Below are 17,615 nucleotides of genomic sequence, written 5' to 3'. Positions count from 1 at the left end.
ACGTCGTAAACGAATGGTGCAGGCGCTCTTGCGTGGCGTTCCTGCATCACCTACCGTAGCGATTGCCTTCCACCAGGTCGTGCGGCGCCTCGGCGCTCGGTACGGCGCCAGGTCAGTCAGGTCGAGATCCCCCCGGTCTCGACGAGCGTCGGCACGTGCTGCCGAGTCCCACCCCCTTTTCATCCCTCCGGAGAACCACGATGTCCAAGATCCGCACCGCCGTCCGCAAGTTCGTTCGCAACGAGGAGGGCGCGACCATGGTCGAGTACGCGCTGCTCGTCGCCCTCATCGCCGTCGTCGTGATCGCGGCGGTCTCGCTCCTCGGCTCGGCCGCGAGCGCGAAGCTCAACACGGCGGCGCAGTCGATCAGCTCGTCCTGATCGCGGACGGCGGGGGGGGCGCCTTGCCGCTCCCCCCTGCCACGTCCCCCTAACGTTGATCACCATCCAGCACTCGGGACCATGCACAAGCTTTTCCCCGCGCTCCGGCGCGCCGCCCGCCGTGATGAGGGCGCCACGATGGTCGAGTACGCGCTGCTCGTCGCCCTGATCGCCGTGGTCGTCATCGCCGCAGTCTCGCTGCTCGGCTCGGCCGCGAGCGCGAAGCTGGATACGGCGGCGCAGTCGATCAGCGCCTCCTGAGCTAGGGGCGGCGCCGCCGCCCTCACCAATCCTTCGACATCGGACCTCGTGAGCATGCGATCGATCGTTGCGGCGCTCCGCCGCGCAAGCCGTGGGGAGGAGGGCGCGACTATGGTCGAGTACGCGCTGCTCGTCGCCCTCATCGCGCTCGTCGTGATCGCGTCGGTGACGCTGCTCGGCTCCGCCGCGAGCACGAAGCTGAACGTCGCGGCGCAGTCCCTCAGCGCCAGCTAGTCGGGCGTCGGGTCCGGCGGGGCGCCCGCCGCCATCAACACGCGATTTCCGAAGGTGAAGGTGCAGCAGATGTCGTCGTTCCTGGGTCCGGGCAGCGCGGCCGTTCTACTGGTGGCGCTGCGCTGTTCGTTCGTGGCGCTGCTGGTCACGGCGGCGTGGACGGATGTGCGCGAGCGGCGGATTCCCAATCCGCTGACCGGCTCCTTGCTGCTGCTCGGCGTGTTCGCCAGCCTGCTGCCGGGTGCGACGCCGGCGTGGCCGGCAGCTTTGCTCTCCGTCACCCTCGGCCTTCTCGTCTGGAAGACTCTCGACACGCTCCTCGGCTCGGGACTGGGGGACGTCAAGTTGTTTGCCGCGGCGTCCGCCTGGTTCGCCCCGCTCGACGCGCTGAACGCGGCCGCGTGGACGGGTGTGATCGGTGGCGCGCTGGGCGTGTTCTGGCTGTTCTACGCGCGCGAGGGCGGGCTCCGCTCGCTCCGCTTCGCGACCGCGTTCCGCGACCGCGACCAGTTGCTGCGTCCCGCCGCCGGCGTTGCCGGGCGGGACGCGCGCGTCCCCTACGGGGTCGCCATGGTCGCCGCACTCCTGCTCCAGGCCGCGCGCTCGTGGCGCGCCTCGTGACGACCTTCAGGTGGAGAGGCCCCCGTGCTCCCGACCCAGAACTTTCTGCGGCGCATCGCTCGCGCGCGCCGTGACGACCGCGGCGCCGCGGTCGTCGAATTCGCGCTGGTGGTCCCGGTCCTCTTCCTCATCGTCTTCGCCGTAATCGACTTCGGGCGTGCGCTCTGGACGCTCAACGTCCTGACGTCGGGCGTGCGAGAGGGCGCGAGGGCCGGCTCCACCGAGGCGACGACGGCGCTGGCGATCGACTCGGCGAAGGCGCGCACCGCCCGCTACATCAACGGCATCCTCGGCACCAGCCTGACGGCCGCGAACATCACGGCGACGTATGACGGCACGACGGGGAGCGCGACCTTCGGGCAGATCCGCGTGTACATCACGAACGGCTTCACCTTCTCGCCCGTCACCCCATTCGCTTCCAACATGGGGCTCGGCAACCTGAAGTTCCAGCCAAACGCGTACTACCGCTGGGAGCGCGCCAACTGACCGGTTCGCTCCCCGCTTCCTGATTGACCCGCACCACGGCGCGCCACCACGGCGCGATCGGGCACCGACGATCCTCCCATGGCTGAGCGCCGCTTCACCCTCGTCTTCTTCGTCGCCATCGCGACCGCCGCCGCGGCGACCTTCGGTGTGTACCGCGTCCTCGACACGACCAAGAAGGAGGCGCAGATCCCGACGCGCGCCGTGGTCGTCACGACGCGCGACCTCCCCGAGGGCTCGCGCCTCGACGCGGAGATGCTGGCGGTCAAGCAGTGGCCCGCGCCGACGGTCCCCGAGGGCGCCTTCGACGCCGCCGACTCGCTCGTCGGCCGCGTGACGCGCGTCGCCGTCTTCAACGGCGAGCCGATCGTCCCCGGCCGCCTCGCGCCGGTCGGCAGCAGCGCCGGCCTCGAGGTGAAGATCACCCCGGGCAAGCGCGCCATGGCCGTCCGCATCAACGACGTCGCCGGCATCGCGGGGCTGATCCAGCCGAACTCGCGCGTCGACGTGCTGGTGTCGCTGCGCGACGAGTCGTCCCGCGGGCAGCAGGTGGCGAAGCTCTTCATGGAGAACATGCGCGTGCTCTCGGTCGGCACCCAGATCGAGCGCGGCGCCGACGGGCAGTCCATCCAGGCGACGACGGCGACGCTTGAGGTGACGCCGCAGGAGGCCGAGCGCCTGCTGGTCGCGACCAACACCGGGAGCATCCAGCTGGTGCTCCGCGGGTTCGGTGAGACCGACTCCGCGCGCACCCGCGGCGCCCAGGCGAACGACGTGCTGGCGTCGCTGCAGGGGTATCAGCCGGCGCCGCCGCCGCGCGCCGCGCCGCCGCCCGCGCCCCGCCGCAGCGCGCCGGCCCCGCGTCCGGCCGCGCCGGCCCCCGCCCCCGTCGTCGCCGCGCCCGCCCCGCCCAAGCCCGACACGGTGAGCGTCGAGATCTACCGCGGCTCGACCAAGACGGACCAGAAGTTCGTCAAGAAGGACAGCAGCAAGACCCCCTGATCGTCCCCGTCCTCGCGTCGACTCCCGCGCCGCCCCCTCTCCGGCGGCGCGGGCGCTTCCCTCCTCAGGAGCCCCGCACTTGTCCGTCCCGCCCCGAGTCCGGCGCCGCCCGGCGGCCGCCGCGCCCTCCCGCATGGCCGTCGCCCGCCTCGTCGCCGCCGGCCTGATCGCGGCCGCCGCGCCGTCGGCCCTCCTCGCCCAGGGCGAGCCGGTGCGCGTCGAGCGCCTCGACCTGTCCGCGGGGCGCTCGCTCGCCCTCCAGAGCCCGGTCGCCATCACCCGCGTCACCGTGGCGACGCCGGAGGTCGCCGACGTCGTGGTCGTCGGCACGACCGACCTGGTGATCAACGGAAAGGCCGGCGGCGAGACCGACGTCCTGGTGTTCGGGGCGAACAACTACCGCCGCCACTACCGCGTGGTCGTCGGCACCCCCTCCGACCGCCCCCAGGTCGTGCTGAGCGTGAAGCTCGCCGAGGTGCGGCGCGACAACATCACGCAGGCCGGGCTGTCGGGGCTGTACCGCGGCGAGAACGCCCGCGCCGGAACGGGGCTGTTCGGCTCGGACAATCCCTTCTCCGCCGACGGCTCGCTCAGCATCCCCAGCCCCACGCGCTTCCTGACGGTCCTGACCGACTTCGGCACCAAGGACCTGCTCGCGTTCATCGAGGCCGAGCAGCAGAAGGGGCGCGCGCGGATCCTGGCGGAGCCGAACCTGATGGCCGCGAACCGCGATTCGGCGTCGTTCCTCGCCGGCGGCGAGTTCCCGGTCCCGCTCGCCCAGCCCGGCCCGGGCGGCGTGGTGCAGATCGTCATCTCGTTCCGGGAGTTCGGCGTGAAGCTCAACTTCTCGCCCGAGATCCTGAACGACAGCCTGGTCAAGCTGAAGGTCCGGCCCGAGGTCTCGAGCCTCGACTTCACCAACGCGGTCACGCTCTCCGGCTTCCGCATCCCCGCGCTGCGCACCCGCCGCGTCGAGAGCACGGTGGACGTCCGCCGCGACCGCAGCCTCATCATCTCCGGCCTCTTCAACGAGGAGCGGGAGCGCGTCCGCACCGGAATCCCGCTGCTCATGGACATTCCGGTCCTGGGCGCGCTGTTTTCGAGCACGCGCTGGCAGCGCAACGAGTCGGAGCTGGTCGTCATCGTGACGCCGACGGTCATCGACCCGAACCGCCCGCGCGCGCAGGACACGCCGGCGGTGCAGCCCGCGCCGCCGCTGCCGGCGCGCGAGGCCCTCGAGCCGCGGCTGCCGACGCCGGGCACCCCGGCGCCGCAGCCCGCTGCCCCGGCGCGCCGCCCGTAAGACCGCACGATCCCGCACGACTCGCACGAACCTCAGGGAGATCCATGCAACGCAAGGCAGTCATCGTGGCCGGCGCCGCCGGCCCCGACTCCACGGTCGGCGGCGTCCTCCAGCGCGCGGGCTTCGGCCCGGCGACGGACGTCCCGACCGTCGCGCAGGCGCTCGAGCGCGTGCGCGAGGAGCGCGTGGATCTGCTGGTCGTGCCACTGCAGGGGCCCGCGGCGGCCGACCTGGCGGTCCTCGAGCGCGAGATGTCGCGGTTCCCGCAGACGTTCGTCCTCGGGACCGCCGCCGCGGCCGACTCCGACCTGATCCTCCGCTCCATGCGCGCGGGGGTGCACGAGTTCCTCGTCGTGCCGCCGAGCGCCGAGGATCTCATGCGTGCCGTCGACCGCATGCTGAAGCGGGCGCGCCCCGAGGACTCGTCGCGCCTCTCCTTCGCGGTCTACAGCGCGAAGGGCGGGCTGGGCACAACCAACGTCGCGCTGAACCTGGCCTACGCCTTCGTGCCGATGGCCGGGGCCGGGCGCGTGGCGCTGGCGGACTACGTGGTCAGCGGCGGCGACGTCGCAGTCCTGCTCAACCTGCGCCCGACCTACGACATCGGCGACCTCGCGCTCAAGCTGGCGCAGCTCGACGCGTCGCTGCTCGAGTCGTTCATCACGCGCATGCCGCAGGGCGTCGCCGTGTTGGCCGCCTCCGAGCGTCCCGAGGCGCTCGAGAGCGTCGACGGGCTGGCGGCGGGACGCATCCTCGACGAGCTGCGCTCGCACTTCGCGGTCACGGTCGTGGACTGCGAGCACCACCCGACCGACCGCACGCTGACCGTGATGGACGCGGTGGACCGCATCCTGATCGTCACCCAGCTCAACGTGGCGGCCATCCGCAGCGCGCAGCGTACCGTCCAGCTCTTCACGCGGCTCGGCTACCCGGAGGAGAAGGTGGCCGTCATCGCGAATCGCGCGCAGCCGAGCGACCTGATCTCGCCGTCCGACGCCGCGAAGGTGCTCGACCGCGAGATCTTCTTCCGGCTGCCGAACGACTACCGCGCCTCCGAGGCCGCGCTGACGCGCGGGCTCCCGGTGGTGGCGCACGATCCGAACACCGCACTCGCCAAGGCCTACGCGGCGCTCGCCGCCAAGCTCGCGGGTGCCGACGGGGCGTTCGACGCGCCCGCCGCGACCACGACCCAGAGCGGCTCCCGTATCGGGCGCCTCCTGGGCATCGGGAGGAAGTGATGGCTCTCTCGCTTCGCGACCGGCTGCTCGGTCGCTCGACCCCCCCGCCCCCCGCGCCCGAGGCGCCCGGCGCCCCCGGGGCGCCCGGGGCCGGGGCGCCCGGCAGCGCGCCGGGCGACCGCGGCGCGCCGGCGATCGGCGCGACCGCCAACGGTGCGCCTGCGAACGGTGCGCCTGCGAACGGTGCGCCTGCCAGCGGCGCGTCGGCCAACGGCGCGGGTGCGAATGGCACCCGCGGCGCGGGACTCGCCGGTGCTTCGACCAGCGGTGCCACCGCGCTCCCGCCGATCACCCCGGGCGGCACCCCGCGCCCGGGCGCCGGCACCGGGCCGGTACGCCCGATGGCGGCGCAGCGCCTGTCGGCCGCCAAGACGCAGGGCGGCACGATGAACACGGCCGCCGTCTCCACCCTCGCCGGCCGCGGCGAGGGCGGCGTGCTGAGCGCCGTCGAGCAGCTGAAGGTCGAGCTGCACCGCAAGCTGATCGACCGCCTCGACCTCGCGGCGCTCGAGCGCATCACCGACCAGAACGTCCTCATCCAGCAGATCCGCCAGGCGGTGCTGGAGTTCCTCCGCGCGGAGCAGGCGCCGCTGTCGGCGCAGGAGCGCGAGGACGTCATCGAGCAGATCATCTACGAGATCACGGGCCTCGGGCCCATCGAGCCGCTGTTCCGCGACCCGACGATCTCCGACATCCTGATCAACGGCCCGAAGGACTGCTACGTCGAGCGCCGCGGCAAGCTGTCGCGCGTCAACGTCACCTTCCGCGACAACGCGCACCTGCTGACGGTCATCGACCGCATCGTCAGCCGCGTCGGCCGCCGCGTCGACGAGTCGAGCCCGATGGTCGACGCGCGCCTCCCCGACGGGTCGCGCGTCAACGCCATCATCCCGCCGCTCGCCCTCGACGGCCCGGTGCTCTCGATCCGCCGCTTCGGCGCCGAGATCACCGCGCAGCAGCTGGTCGAGAAGGGCGCGATGACCGAGGAGATGCTCTACCTCCTCGCCGGCTGCGTGCACGCGCGGCTGAACATCATCATCTCGGGCGGTACCGGCTCCGGTAAGACCACCCTGCTCAACGCGCTCTCCTCGTTCATCCCGAACGCCGAGCGAGTGGTGACCATCGAGGACGCCGCCGAGCTCCGGCTGCAGCAGGAGCACGTCGTCCGCCTCGAGACGCGCCCGCCGAACTCCGAGGGGCGCGGCGAGGTGCTGGCGCGCGACCTCGTGAAGAACGCGCTGCGCATGCGTCCCGACCGCATCATCCTGGGCGAGTGCCGCGGCGCCGAGGCGCTCGACATGCTCCAGGCCATGAACACCGGTCACGAGGGGTCGCTGGCGACCATCCACGCCAACACCCCGCGCGACGCGCTGAGCCGCCTCGAGACCATGATCCTCTTCGCGGGGACGAACCTGCCCAACCGCGCCATGCGCGAGCAGATCTCGTCCGCCGTCGACCTCATCGTCCAGGTGTCGCGCCAGGCGGACGGCTCGCGCCGCCTGACCAGCATCACCGAGGTCACGACGATGGAGGGGGAGATCATCACGTCGCAGGAGATCTTCCGCTTCCGCAAGCGCGGCGTCTCGTCCGAGGGCATGGTGGTCGGCGACTTCGAGCCGACCGGCGTGCGCCCGTCGTTCGTCGATCGCCTGAAGGTGGCCGGGATCGACCTCCCGCTCAGCATGTTCGCGCCGCGGTAAGGCGAGGCCCCTCCCATGCTGTTCCTCACGCTCGCCCTGGTCTTCCTCGGCACCGGCGGCATCCTCGTCGGCCTGTTCGTCTTCCTCAATCGCCGCCGGCTGGCGGCGGAGGAATCGGCGCGCGCGCAGCTGCTCGGGCGCTCGCCCACCGGCCTCGTGCTCGGCGAACGCCCGCTGTCGATCCTCCGCGACGAGAAGGTGGCCGACGTCGCGGTGCTGGAGCGGTTCCTCTCGGGGAAGGGGGTCACCGAGTGGGCGAAGCACGAGCTCGAGCGCGCGGGCTCGACGCGCAATCCCAGCGAGTTCCTGCTGGGGTGCCTGGTCGCGGCCGTGCTCGGCGCCTTCCTTGGCGGCCGCTTCGTGGGCGGGCCCCTGGGCGTCGCCGTCGGTACCGTCCTCGGCGCGCTGACGCCGGTCGGCCTCGTGCGGCGGCAGTACACGCAGCGCGTGAAGAAGTACGAGGAGCAGCTCCCCGAGGCGCTCGACATGCTCGTCAACGCGCTCAAGGCGGGCTACTCGCTGCAGGCCGCCATGGAATTCGTCGGCAACGAGCTGCCCGCGCCGCTCGGCCCCGAGTTCGGCCGCTTCTACGACGAGCAGCGCCTCGGCGTCGAGGTGCGCACCGCGCTCCTCCGCCTGCAGGAGCGCGTCGGCACGTACGACATCAAGATGTTCGTCACCGCGCTCCTCATCCAGCGCGAGACGGGCGGCAACCTGAGCGAGGTGCTCGGCAACATCGCGGCCCTCATGCGCGAGCGCGTGGCGTTCCGTGGTCAGGTGGACACGCTCACCGCCGAGCCGAAGGCGTCGGCGAAGGTGCTCACCGGGCTGCCCATCGGCGTGTTCCTGATCGTGTACGTGATGAACCCCGATTACATGCGCCCGCTCACCGAGACGCCGACCGGCCACTTCCTCATCGCGTACGCGATCGCGTCGGTGGTGATCGGCTACTTCGTGCTGATGAAGATCGCCAAGATCGACATCTGAGCGACATCCGAGGCGACACCGTGCAGAACCTTCCGATCTCCCTCCCGCTCATCCTGCTGGTCCTCGTCATCGCGGCCGCGGTGTCGGCCATGGTGTACGCCTGGGCGGGCGGGCGGCAGCGGCGCGAGATCCTGATGCGGGTGGAGAACCCGGCGCTCGGCTCGCCGCTCCCCTCGCCGCTCCTCTCGGCCCCGAGCAAGACGTTCGGCGAGCGGTTCGCCGAGTGGCTGGCCGACCGCACCCCCGAGTCGCTCACCGCGAACGCGCAGACGGGCACGAAGCTCGTGCAGGCGGGCTTCGAGAGCGACTCGGCGGCGGTCGTCTACGGCGCGGTGCGGGTCGTCTTCGGCATCCTGGTGCCGCTGGCCGTGTTCGTTGCCGCCGCCGGGTCTCCGCAGAAGACGCTCCTGCTCTACGTCACGTTCGGCGCGATGATCGGGCTGCTCGGGCCCGCCGCGGTGCTCGACCGCTTCGTCCAGATGCGGCAGGACAAGCTGCGGAAGGCCGTCCCGGACGCGCTGGACCTGCTGGTGGTCTGCGTCGAGGCGGGCGTGTCGCTCGACGCCGCCATCCTCCGCGTGGCGCGCGACCTGTCGGTCACGCACCCGGAGCTGGCCGAGGAGATGATGGTCATCAACCGCAAGGTCAACGCGGGCATCCCGCGCGAGGCCGCGCTCAACGGCCTCTGGAGCCGCACGGGGCTCGAAGAGCTGCGCGGCCTCGCGGCCAGCATGATCCAGTCGGAGCGGTGGGGCACCTCGATCGCTAAAGTCCTGCGCGTGAACGCCGAGACTCTGCGCCGCAAGCGCAAGCAGTACGCCGAGAAGAAGGCCGCCCAGGCGTCCCTCAAGATGATGGGCCCCCTTCTCCTGTTCCTGCTGCCGGCCCTGTTCGTCGTCATCCTCGGGCCGGCCGCGATCAACATCTCGCAGGCGTTCAAGTAGGCGGCTCCGGACACCTCCGGCGGCCGCCGGAGGTGTCCGTCCATGCGCAGCCCCCTGCGGCGGTCCGCCCGCCGCCAGGACCGGAGAGGTGCGACGCTCGTGCTGGTGTCGCTGCTCCTGGTCCCCCTCGTCGGCGTCGCGGCGTTCTCGCTGGACGTCGGCTGGTGGCAGATGGGCGCCAACCAGCTGCAGACGACCGCGGACGCCGCCGCCCTCGCCGCGGCGCGCGGGCTCCAGGTCTACTCGGGGGTCGACGCGCAGGCCAAGGCGCAGTCCTACGCGCAGCAGGTCGCGACCGTGAACCGCGCGTTCGGCCAGGTCATCGCGCTGACCAGTCCCGACATCGAGCCAGTCGTGTGGAGTCCGACCACTCGGACGGCGACCGCGACCAACTGGGGCGACGCCAACGCCGTCCGCGTGACCGCGCGCGCCAACGCGGGCCGAATCTTCTCGGGCGTCTTCGGAGGCAGTCCGCCGGGGATCGGTCGTACCGCGATCGCCTGGGTGGCGAACATCAACGGGACGAACTGCATCCGACCGTGGTCGCTGCCGTACGACGTGATCTACGACAAGGTCACGACTCTGACGGGCATCGCCAGCACGGCGTCCCCCCCGGGCAACGGCCGGCGACCAGACCTGTCGCAGGAGCAACTGTCGCGTCTCTCGACCGGGAGCTACTCGGAGGCCTCCCGCGTGGTCGTCATGCGCGGCCCGACGACCGCTCAGGCCGTTCCGGCGGGCGCCGCCGGCATCACGAGCTACGCCGGGCGCTGGGAGGGTTACAACTTCTCGGGGAACGCCGGCAACCAGTCGTACCAGTCGAACATCTACGGGTGCGACCCCACGCAGGTCTCGGTCACTGCCGACCAGGGGACCACGCTCCCGGGCAACTCGGACTACGAGTGCTGGACGGTGCGGGCGCTCATGGGGAGCACCGCGAACACGTGTAACAACGCGGGGTGGACGACGGCGATCGGCACGCAGAACGTGACGTGCCACTACAAGGCAACGACGAGCGTCGGCGGCGGTCCCGCGACCGTGACGACTAGCGACGCGGGGTGCTACGCGAGCACCGGCGCGACCGCGCCCGGCGTCACGCAGCGGGTGTCGTGGGGAGACATGATCGGGACGGGCTCCAACGCCGTTGACCACCGCGTGGTCGGCACGGTGAAGCTGATCTGTGTGTTCCGGGGACTCAGCACCGCCGCCGGCGAATCCGGGCAGGGCACCAAGGTCGAGCACTGCTCCCCGGGCGGTGCCGTGGCGCAGATCAGTAACTTGCCGCGGGGAACCCTCGTCGTGGCCATCGAAGGTCTGTCGAGTCTGGCCATCAACGAGACGACGGAGCTTGGTAACGTCATCAGCACGAACCAGCGCTTGATCCTGGTGCGCTGACAGGGCAGTAGTCAGCCCGTGGGCGTCGCAAAGCGCCCTGGAAGTGCCCGAAGGCAGCGGACCTTTCGGGGTTGCAATAATTTTCCTTGCTTGCTGAACGGGTTGTCATGATCTTGGGGAACGACGTGACGGTACAGGCCGCCAACGCCGCTTCCCAACGCTCATGCGCTCCATTCCTTCGCGCTCGTCGACCCGCCGCGGCGCCACCATCGTTCTGGTCGCCATGCTGACGGTCCCGCTCATCGGGATCGCGGCCTTCTCGCTCGACATCGGCTGGTGGCAGGTCGGAGCCAACCAGCTGCAGACGACGGCCGACGCGGCCGCCCTGGCGGGTGCCCGGGCGCTGCAGGTCTACCGCGGCCAGGCGGGCGTGGGCACGACGGCAACGTCGTACGCGACGCAGACCGCCGCCGGCAACAAGGCATTCGCGCAGACGGTGTCGGTCACGGGCGGCGACGTCGTGCCGGGGTTCTGGGATCCGGACGCGAAGAGCTTCAGCCCGACGGGTGGGTGGACGGGCGCCAACGCCGTCGAGGTGACCGCCCGGGCGACGCCGAACCTGATCTTCGCCGGCGTCATGCGCACGTCGGGGCCGGCCATCGCCCGGAAGGGCGTGGCCTGGGTCGCCAACCTGACCTCGGTGCAGTGCCCGAAGCCGTTCGGCTTCCCCTTCGCGCAGCTGCAGGCGATGGTCGGCTCGGCGAACGACCCGCTGACCCAGAGCAACCTTGAGGTGCTCGAGAACCTCACGCCGCTCCAGCGGACGGTCATCGTCCTCCCGCCGGGGCTGGGCAACAGCTACGTCCCGCCGACGCCCAACAACGGCCTCTGGGCGCCGATGGTCTTCGGCGGCAGCTCCTCTGCCAACGTGTACCGCGACCTCGTGCAGGGGACGAACTGCGCGAACCTGTACGGGGAGCTGAACGAGAGCACCCAGCCCTCCCAGGGGAACAACATCCCCAACTTCACGACGCAGAACTTCGCCAACACGGGCGCGCAGGGGTGCTACGGGCCGAGCGGCAGCGGCAACGGCAACACGAGTGGCGGGAACGGGAACCCGACCGGAAGCACGCCGGGCGGGAACGGCAACGGCGGCGGGAACGGCGGCGGGAACGGGAATGGCGGCAACGGGAACGGCAACGGCGGTGGGAATGGCGGCACCACCAACGCCAACTGCTACGCGTCCGCGGCGCTCGTCGGTGTCGGCACGGTGGGCGTCACGGTCATGACGACCTGGGTGGCGCCGACCGGCGGCAACGGCTCGAACGCCAACACCGTGAAGATGATCGGCGAGGTCACGATCATGTGCTACTTCTCCTCGACCACCGACCGGTGCGGCAACGTCGGCACCTGGACGCCGAACATCCAGAACGTCGCCTACCCGGAGGGGACCATCGTGGCGATCGTGAACCGCCGGTCGACGCACACGCTGGCCGCGGGCGAGGAGCTGGGGAACACGGCGAGCACGAGCCAGAAGCTGGTGCTCGTGCGCTGAGTGTGGCGCGGGCGCCGCACCGGCGCGCAGGGGTGCGGGGCGCCCGCCACGGGCGTCGGCGAGCCTGTCGGTTCCGTTGCTTGCCCGATGAGCGGGGCGTCATGATACTTGATGAGCGGGCCTCGGCCGTAGCCGGGGCCCAGCACGGCGCGTCCGCCGCCCTTTCATCCTCGTGTCATGCGTCGCCCCCGCCGATCCTCCGAACGCCGCGGCGTGACCCTCGTCCTGGTCGCGCTGCTGACAGTGCCGCTCATTCTGCTCGCCGCGTTCTCGCTGGACGTCGGCTGGTGGCAGGTGGGCGCGAATCAGCTGCAGACGAGCGCCGACGCCGCCGCCCTCGCGGGCGCGCGGGCGCTGCAGCTCTACAAGGGCACGGGCGGCGTGCAGGGCACGGCCGAGACCTATGCCGCCCAGACGGCGGCGTCGAACAAGGCGTTCTCGGCGACCGTGACGGTGGCGCCGTCGGACGTCGAGCCGGTCATCTGGGACAAGGACGCGAAGACCATCACGGCCGCGAGCTGGACCACCGCCAACGCGGTGCGCGTGAGGACGCGCGGGACGCCCGGGCTGACGTTCGCGGGAGTCGCGATGACCGCGCCCACCGTCGGGCGCGTCGCCACGGCCTGGATCGCGAACATCAACAACGGCACGTGCGTGAAGCCGTGGGCGCTGCCCTACACGATCCTGCACGACCGCGTGCGGCAGGTCATCGGCGCCACCGCCGTGACGACGTCGCCGCGGCCGGACCTGACGCAGGCGCAGATGGCCGCGCTCACGACCGGCATCGAGAACGGCACCTACACCGAGTCGATGCGCCTCGTGATCCTGCGCCCGCCGACGTACGACGGCGCCGGCGGCAACCCGGACTCGACGGCGGCGCTCGGGAACCTCGGGTACAACCACGGGATGTTCTCGGCGTACAACTTCCTGAGCCCGAGCGGCAACAACAACGCGGGAAGCCCGACGTACCGGCAGAACGTCTTCGGCTGCACCGCGCAGACCGTCTCGGTGAACACGGTGAACGGGGCTACGCTCCCCGGCTCGAACGACATCCCCTGCTCCACGGTCAACGCGCTGATGGGGGCGAACGAGCAGCAGTGCCAGCCGAACAACAACTGGAACAACCCGCAGAGCAGCGATTGGCCATCGGGCAACAACAAGCCGAACGTCACCCAGTCGGTCACGTGCCACTACAAGGCGTCGCAGCTCGTCAGCACGACGCGGTTCTGGGACGCCGGCTGCTATGCCAGCGCGACGGCGCTCACGCCGGGACGGCTCGAGACGGTCGCCTGGGGTGACAACATCTACAACGGGTCCAACGCCACCGACTTCCGCGAGATCGGCAAGTTCAAGGTGGTCTGCGCCTTCCGCGGCATCTTCACGGCGAACGGCGCGCCGGCGAACAACATCGAGCGTTGCAACGTCCCGGGAGGGACGGTGCTCGAGAACTACCCGCAGGGCACGATCGTCGGCGTCATCCAGGGGATCTCGATGCCCGTGCTCGGCCCGAACACCGAGCTGGGCGACGTCGTCAGCGACCAGCAGCGCCTCATCCTGGTGCGGTGACCCTGGGGGGCGCGTCGTCGCGCGCCCGCCCGTCCCCCCCGTAGTCACGTCCCCATGTCGCACCCCACCGACCGACTGACCGACGACCCGCCCCGCGTCCCGGACGACCTCCCGTCGACCGCCGACGCCGAGCGCGCCGCTGAGAACGAGGCGGAGGCGTCGCTGTGGGCGCGGTCGACCGGCACGGAGGTGGAGCTCGAGCACGTGCTGCGCGACGTCCTCGTGCCGCTGCCGCGCGTCGTGGCGATGCTGCGCGACGTCGCCGGCGTCCTCGACGCGCTCGCCGCGCGCGGGAAGGCCTACGGGGCGGTGTCGCCGAGCACGATCCTCGTCGACGCGTCCGGGCGCGCGGCGCTGGTGCCGCCGGGTGAGATCGACGGGCTGCGCGCGGGCTACCTGGCCCCCGAGCAGCGCCACGGCGACGCGCCCGACGCGCGGCTCGACCAGTACGCGCTCGGCGTCGTCGCGTATGAGCTGCTGACCGGCGAGCGGCGCGAGACGCACGTCGACGGGATGTCGCACATCGACGCCGTCAACGACATGCGCCTCGGGCCGGAGCACGCGTTCCGCCCGGGCCTCGGACCCGGCGTCAACGAGGTCATCCGACGCGCGATCGCGCGCGACCCGAAGTGGCGCTACCCCAGCGCGACGGTGTTCGTCGAGGCGCTGGCCACGCAGATCGGCGCCCCGCCCCCGGTGACCCGCGCCGACGACGACCTCGTCGACCGGGTCGCGACGGCCCGGTACGCGCGCGCGCAGAAGCAGAAGGGGTGGAAGAGCAGCGGGATGGCGCCGGCCAGTCGGTTCCTCATCCTCTCGACCTACGGCGTGGTGCTGGTCGGGAGCCTGGTGCTGCTGACGTACGTGCTGCTCTCCGTCACCGGCCGCACCACCGGGGCGCTCGGGCCGGGGCAGGACCGGCGCGAGTCGTTCCTCGCCTCGATCGGACGCTCGCTCGGGTTGGGGGGCGGGGGAGGCGCGGCGGGCGCCGCAGCCAGCGCCGCCCCGGCCGCGCCACGCGGCTTCGTCAGCGTGGACGTGACGGGCATCCCGTCCGCCAGCGTGTTCATCGACGGACAGGCCGCCGGGACGGCTCCGGGGCTGCTGAGCGTCACGTCCGGCCTGCACGTGGTCGAGGTGCGCGCGCAGGGCCGCGTGTTCGTCCCGCCGCTCACCACCATCAGCGTGAGCGCCGGGGACACGTCCCGGGCCTCCTTCCAGGCGCAGTAAGGCGTCCGCGGAGGGCGCACGGCGGGGTCCCGCGTGACGCGGGTGCCCCGCCGTCGTCGTGAGGGCATCCAGCGGCGGTCCCTTCCGGGACCGCCCACGTCCCGCGACGCCCCGCCGCCGTGTCCGCCGACTTCCCGTCCACGTCCGAGTTCCCCCCCGAGCTGGCGGACGCCTACGAGCCGGTCGCACGGCTCGGCGGCGGCCGCGCCGGGACGGTCTGGCACGCACGCGAGCGCGACGGGCGGCGCACGGTCGCGCTGAAGGTCGCGCGCCGCGACCCGGCCTCGGCGGACGTCGAGTTCGCGCGGTGCCAGCGCGAGGGGCGGGTCGCCCAGCGGCTCAAGCACCGCCACGTCGCCGCCGTCGTCGACGCCGGCGTGCGCGGCGACGTCGCCTACTGCGCCTGGCGCTTCTGCGCCGCCGGCACCCTGGCCGCCCGGCAGGCGGCGGGGGAGCGGCTCGAGCTCCCCGCTATCCTCACCGTCGTGCGCGAGGTCGCCTCGGCGCTCGAGCACGCGCGCGAGCGCGGCGTCTGGCACGGCGCGCTCTCGCCGCACGCGGTGCTGTTCGACTCGGTCGGGTGCTGCCAGGTCGCCGACTTCCGCATCGTCGAGGACGAGGACGACCCCGAGGTCGCGCTGCCGCTGCCGGCCAAGTCGCCGACCTACCATCCGCCGGAGCTGCGCACGCGCAGCGGCGCGGTCGAGGGGGGCGCGCTGGTGGACCAGTACGCGCTCGCCCTCATCGCCTACGAGCTGCTGACCGGCGAGCGCCGCGAGCTGCAGCTCGGCTCGGGCGTGACGTACGTCGAGACGCTCGAGGTCCCGCTGCACCGCGAGCTCCGCCCGGGGCTGGCGACGCGGGTCAACGAGGTGCTCGCGCGCGCGACGGCGGTCGACCCGTCGCACCGCTACGAGAGCGTGGACGCCTTCGCCGACGCGCTGGCCGACGCCTGCGTCGCCGACGGCGAGCGCGTGGCGCCGGGCGTCCTCCCGGCGGCCCGCGCGTCGGGGCGCTGGACGCGCGTCGCCGCCGACGGCACCGAGTCGCTGTCGCCCACGGCGCGCATCCTCGTCGCCACCGGCGGCGTCGCCTGCTTCCTCGTGCTCTTCCTCGGCTACGTCTTCACCTCGCAGGCGTCGCAGCGCGCCGGCGGCGACCCCACGGCGGTGCACCCGCTCGCGCTCGGCGCCGCGCTGGCCGTCGGCGTGCTCGGCGACGCCCCGTCGAGCGCCGCCCGCGGGCCGGCGGGCGTCTCCGAGTCGGACCTCGCGCTCCTCCAGGCCCGCACGCGCCTGGGCGGACTGCTGGTGGTGCCGATCGGCGGCGGGGCGGGGGCGGCCGCGGTGGTGGACGGCGTCGACCGCGGCGCGGTGCCGCGCATGGTCCGCCTGCTCCCGGGCGAGCACCGCGTCGCCCTGCGCGACGGGACGCGCCGCTACGCGCCGGCCGAGACGACGGTCACGGTGACGTCGGGGGCGCTGATCACCGTGAACTTCCGGCCGGTGCCCTGACGCGCTCGAACGACGGGAGTCGTGACGGCGGGAGTCAGAAGAGCGGGAGTCATGACGGCGCAGTGCGCTCTCACGACTCCCGCTTTCTCGACTCCCGCGGTTGCGACTCCCGCCCTACCGGGCGCTCACGCAGCCTCGCGGACCCACCGCGCGAGTTCCCCCATCGTCGGCCGCTTCCCGTACGCGAGCAGCCCCACGCGGTAGATCCGGGCCGCGACCCAGGTGACCAGCAGCGCGGTCGCCGCGCAGCCGGCGAGCACCGCCACGATCTCGAGCGCGGTCACCGACGTCATGGCCATGCGCATCGGCATGATGATCGGCGCCGAGAAGGGGAACCACGCGGCGAAGCGCGAGGCGGTCGACTCGGGGTTGCTGATCACGGTCTGGATGAACACCGCGCTCACGATGAGCGGGAGCATCACGGGGAAGGCGGCCTGCTGCGCCTCCTGGTCGCTGTTGACCATCGACCCCGCCGCGGCGAACAGCGCGGCGTAGAGCAGGTAACCGAGCACGAAGAAGCCGAACGCGCCGAGGATCACCTCGAGGCTCACGACGGGCATCGCGAGCGCGGCGGCCGTGTCGGCGGCGTCGCTGGCCGCGCGGGCGGCCTCCGCGGCCTGCGCCGCCGCGCCGGTGCGCACGCCGCCGGTGAAGAACGGCATGACGTACCAGCCGAGCGCCGCGGCGCCGCCGAGCCAGACGAACTGCTGCAGCATCCCGACCGCACCCACGCCGAGGATCTTGCCGGCGAGGAGCACGTCGGGGCGCACGCTCGCCACCACCACCTCGGCGACGCGCGTCGTCTTCTCCTCCAGCACGCTGCGCAGGATGTTCTGCCCGTAGAGCAGGATCATCATGTAGAGCAGGAAGGCGACGAACACCGCGACCAGCGTGTTCCCCACGCCCGAGCCGCCGCGCCCCGCGTCGCCGATCCGCTCGGTGGCGAAGCGCAGGCGCGGGCCGGTGAGGGCGCCCACGCGCTCGGCGGAGAGCCCCTCGCGCGCCAGGCGGAGCGCCAGCGCCTCGCGGCGCACGATCTCGCGCAGCCGCTCGACGTCGGCGATGCTCGACGCGTTGCGGCCGGCGTAGCGCGCGCGGCGCCCGGCCAGCGTCATCGAGTCGAGGACCAGCACCCCGCGGTGGGTGCGGCGCACCACCTCCTGCGTGGCGGCGTTCTCGGCGGCCGCCACCTCGGCCGGGGCGACCACGCGCACGACCGGCGGGCGGGCGGCGGCCGCGCGGGCCGCGGCGCTGTCGGCGGC

At 72.4% G+C, this 17,615-nt stretch carries 17 protein-coding genes; 16 read left to right on the top strand and 1 reads right to left on the bottom strand.

The genetic code is table 11. The features are described 5' to 3' along the window. Positions 1–200 precede the first annotated feature (200 nt). From PYV61_RS02950 to PYV61_RS02875, 16 genes are all read left to right on the top strand, one after another. Positions 201–380: a Flp family type IVb pilin gene (locus tag PYV61_RS02950; protein ID WP_275828154.1), complete on the top strand. Its 180-nt coding sequence runs from the start codon at positions 201–203 to the stop codon at positions 378–380. An 81-nt stretch (positions 381–461) separates the two neighbouring features. Beyond that, positions 462–641, top strand: coding sequence for a Flp family type IVb pilin (locus PYV61_RS02945; RefSeq protein ID WP_275828152.1), 180 nt, complete (start codon positions 462–464; stop codon positions 639–641). A gap of 54 nt (positions 642–695) precedes the next feature. Then, complete coding sequence (locus tag PYV61_RS02940) at positions 696–875, top strand: Flp family type IVb pilin (RefSeq protein ID WP_275828150.1); 180 nt, start codon at positions 696–698, stop codon at positions 873–875. A 54-nt stretch (positions 876–929) separates the two neighbouring features. Continuing rightward, on the top strand, positions 930–1,496 hold the full coding sequence (locus PYV61_RS02935) for an A24 family peptidase (RefSeq protein ID WP_275828148.1): 567 nt from the start codon (positions 930–932) through the stop codon (positions 1,494–1,496). Between the two features lie 24 nt (positions 1,497–1,520). Further along, the gene (locus PYV61_RS02930; protein ID WP_275828146.1) at positions 1,521–1,982 is read left to right on the top strand and encodes a TadE/TadG family type IV pilus assembly protein; all 462 of its coding nucleotides are present in this window, start codon (positions 1,521–1,523) and stop codon (positions 1,980–1,982) included. A 78-nt stretch (positions 1,983–2,060) separates the two neighbouring features. Then, positions 2,061–2,981 (top strand): Flp pilus assembly protein CpaB, encoded by a 921-nt coding sequence (cpaB, locus tag PYV61_RS02925; RefSeq protein WP_275828144.1) that lies wholly within the window; start codon positions 2,061–2,063, stop codon positions 2,979–2,981. Between the two features lie 133 nt (positions 2,982–3,114). Further along, positions 3,115–4,284 (top strand): pilus assembly protein N-terminal domain-containing protein, encoded by a 1,170-nt coding sequence (locus PYV61_RS02920; RefSeq protein ID WP_275828142.1) that lies wholly within the window; start codon positions 3,115–3,117, stop codon positions 4,282–4,284. 44 nt (positions 4,285–4,328) lie between these two features. Next, a complete protein-coding gene (locus PYV61_RS02915) occupies positions 4,329–5,522 on the top strand; it encodes a hypothetical protein (RefSeq protein WP_275828140.1) in 1,194 nt (397 codons plus the stop codon). Positions 5,523–5,908: 386 nt separating this feature from the next. Continuing rightward, on the top strand, positions 5,909–7,222 hold the full coding sequence (locus tag PYV61_RS02910) for a CpaF family protein (RefSeq protein WP_345785202.1): 1,314 nt from the start codon (positions 5,909–5,911) through the stop codon (positions 7,220–7,222). A 15-nt stretch (positions 7,223–7,237) separates the two neighbouring features. Further along, positions 7,238–8,209, top strand: a complete 972-nt coding sequence (locus PYV61_RS02905) for a type II secretion system F family protein (protein ID WP_275828135.1) — start codon at positions 7,238–7,240, stop codon at positions 8,207–8,209. Between the two features lie 20 nt (positions 8,210–8,229). Next, on the top strand, positions 8,230–9,153 hold the full coding sequence (locus tag PYV61_RS02900) for a type II secretion system F family protein (RefSeq protein WP_275828133.1): 924 nt from the start codon (positions 8,230–8,232) through the stop codon (positions 9,151–9,153). Between the two features lie 42 nt (positions 9,154–9,195). Further along, on the top strand, positions 9,196–10,548 hold the full coding sequence (locus PYV61_RS02895) for a pilus assembly protein TadG-related protein (protein WP_275828131.1): 1,353 nt from the start codon (positions 9,196–9,198) through the stop codon (positions 10,546–10,548). 223 nt (positions 10,549–10,771) lie between these two features. Continuing rightward, positions 10,772–12,043, top strand: coding sequence for a pilus assembly protein TadG-related protein (locus PYV61_RS02890; protein WP_345785201.1), 1,272 nt, complete (start codon positions 10,772–10,774; stop codon positions 12,041–12,043). Between the two features lie 213 nt (positions 12,044–12,256). Continuing rightward, the gene (locus PYV61_RS02885; RefSeq protein ID WP_275828127.1) at positions 12,257–13,609 is read left to right on the top strand and encodes a pilus assembly protein TadG-related protein; all 1,353 of its coding nucleotides are present in this window, start codon (positions 12,257–12,259) and stop codon (positions 13,607–13,609) included. A 54-nt stretch (positions 13,610–13,663) separates the two neighbouring features. Continuing rightward, positions 13,664–14,839 carry a hypothetical protein gene (locus tag PYV61_RS02880; RefSeq protein WP_275828125.1) on the top strand — a complete coding sequence of 392 codons (1,176 nt, stop codon included), beginning with the start codon at positions 13,664–13,666 and terminating at the stop codon, positions 14,837–14,839. A 119-nt stretch (positions 14,840–14,958) separates the two neighbouring features. Continuing rightward, positions 14,959–16,353 (top strand): serine/threonine-protein kinase, encoded by a 1,395-nt coding sequence (locus PYV61_RS02875; protein WP_275828123.1) that lies wholly within the window; start codon positions 14,959–14,961, stop codon positions 16,351–16,353. 125 nt (positions 16,354–16,478) lie between these two features. Here PYV61_RS02875 and PYV61_RS02870 read toward each other — a convergent pair. Further along, positions 16,479–17,615: ABC transporter permease (locus tag PYV61_RS02870; RefSeq protein ID WP_275828122.1), on the bottom strand; the 1,137-nt coding region annotated here is incomplete at its 5' end.

It is taken from the genome of Roseisolibacter sp. H3M3-2, assembly GCF_029211165.1.
Taxonomy (GTDB): domain Bacteria; phylum Gemmatimonadota; class Gemmatimonadetes; order Gemmatimonadales; family Gemmatimonadaceae; genus Roseisolibacter.
The sequence above is the reverse complement of the archived record's forward strand: the minus strand, read 5'-3'. Positions and strand labels throughout refer to the sequence as shown.

Bases quoted from the DNA above. Each gene is read 5' to 3' on its own strand.
- PYV61_RS02910 (WP_345785202.1), top strand. From the start codon at position 5,909: ATGAACACGGCCGCCGTCTCCACCCTCGCCGGCCGCGGCGAGGGCGGC.
- PYV61_RS02880 (WP_275828125.1), top strand. From the start codon at position 13,664: ATGTCGCACCCCACCGACCGACTGACCGACGACCCGCCCCGCGTCCCG.
- PYV61_RS02905 (WP_275828135.1), top strand. From the start codon at position 7,238: ATGCTGTTCCTCACGCTCGCCCTGGTCTTCCTCGGCACCGGCGGCATC.
- PYV61_RS02890 (WP_345785201.1), top strand. From the start codon at position 10,772: ATGCTGACGGTCCCGCTCATCGGGATCGCGGCCTTCTCGCTCGACATC.
- PYV61_RS02945 (WP_275828152.1), top strand. From the start codon at position 462: ATGCACAAGCTTTTCCCCGCGCTCCGGCGCGCCGCCCGCCGTGATGAG.
- PYV61_RS02920 (WP_275828142.1), top strand. From the start codon at position 3,115: ATGGCCGTCGCCCGCCTCGTCGCCGCCGGCCTGATCGCGGCCGCCGCG.
- cpaB (WP_275828144.1), top strand. From the start codon at position 2,061: ATGGCTGAGCGCCGCTTCACCCTCGTCTTCTTCGTCGCCATCGCGACC.
- PYV61_RS02915 (WP_275828140.1), top strand. From the start codon at position 4,329: ATGCAACGCAAGGCAGTCATCGTGGCCGGCGCCGCCGGCCCCGACTCC.
- PYV61_RS02940 (WP_275828150.1), top strand. From the start codon at position 696: ATGCGATCGATCGTTGCGGCGCTCCGCCGCGCAAGCCGTGGGGAGGAG.
- PYV61_RS02950 (WP_275828154.1), top strand. From the start codon at position 201: ATGTCCAAGATCCGCACCGCCGTCCGCAAGTTCGTTCGCAACGAGGAG.
- PYV61_RS02895 (WP_275828131.1), top strand. From the start codon at position 9,196: ATGCGCAGCCCCCTGCGGCGGTCCGCCCGCCGCCAGGACCGGAGAGGT.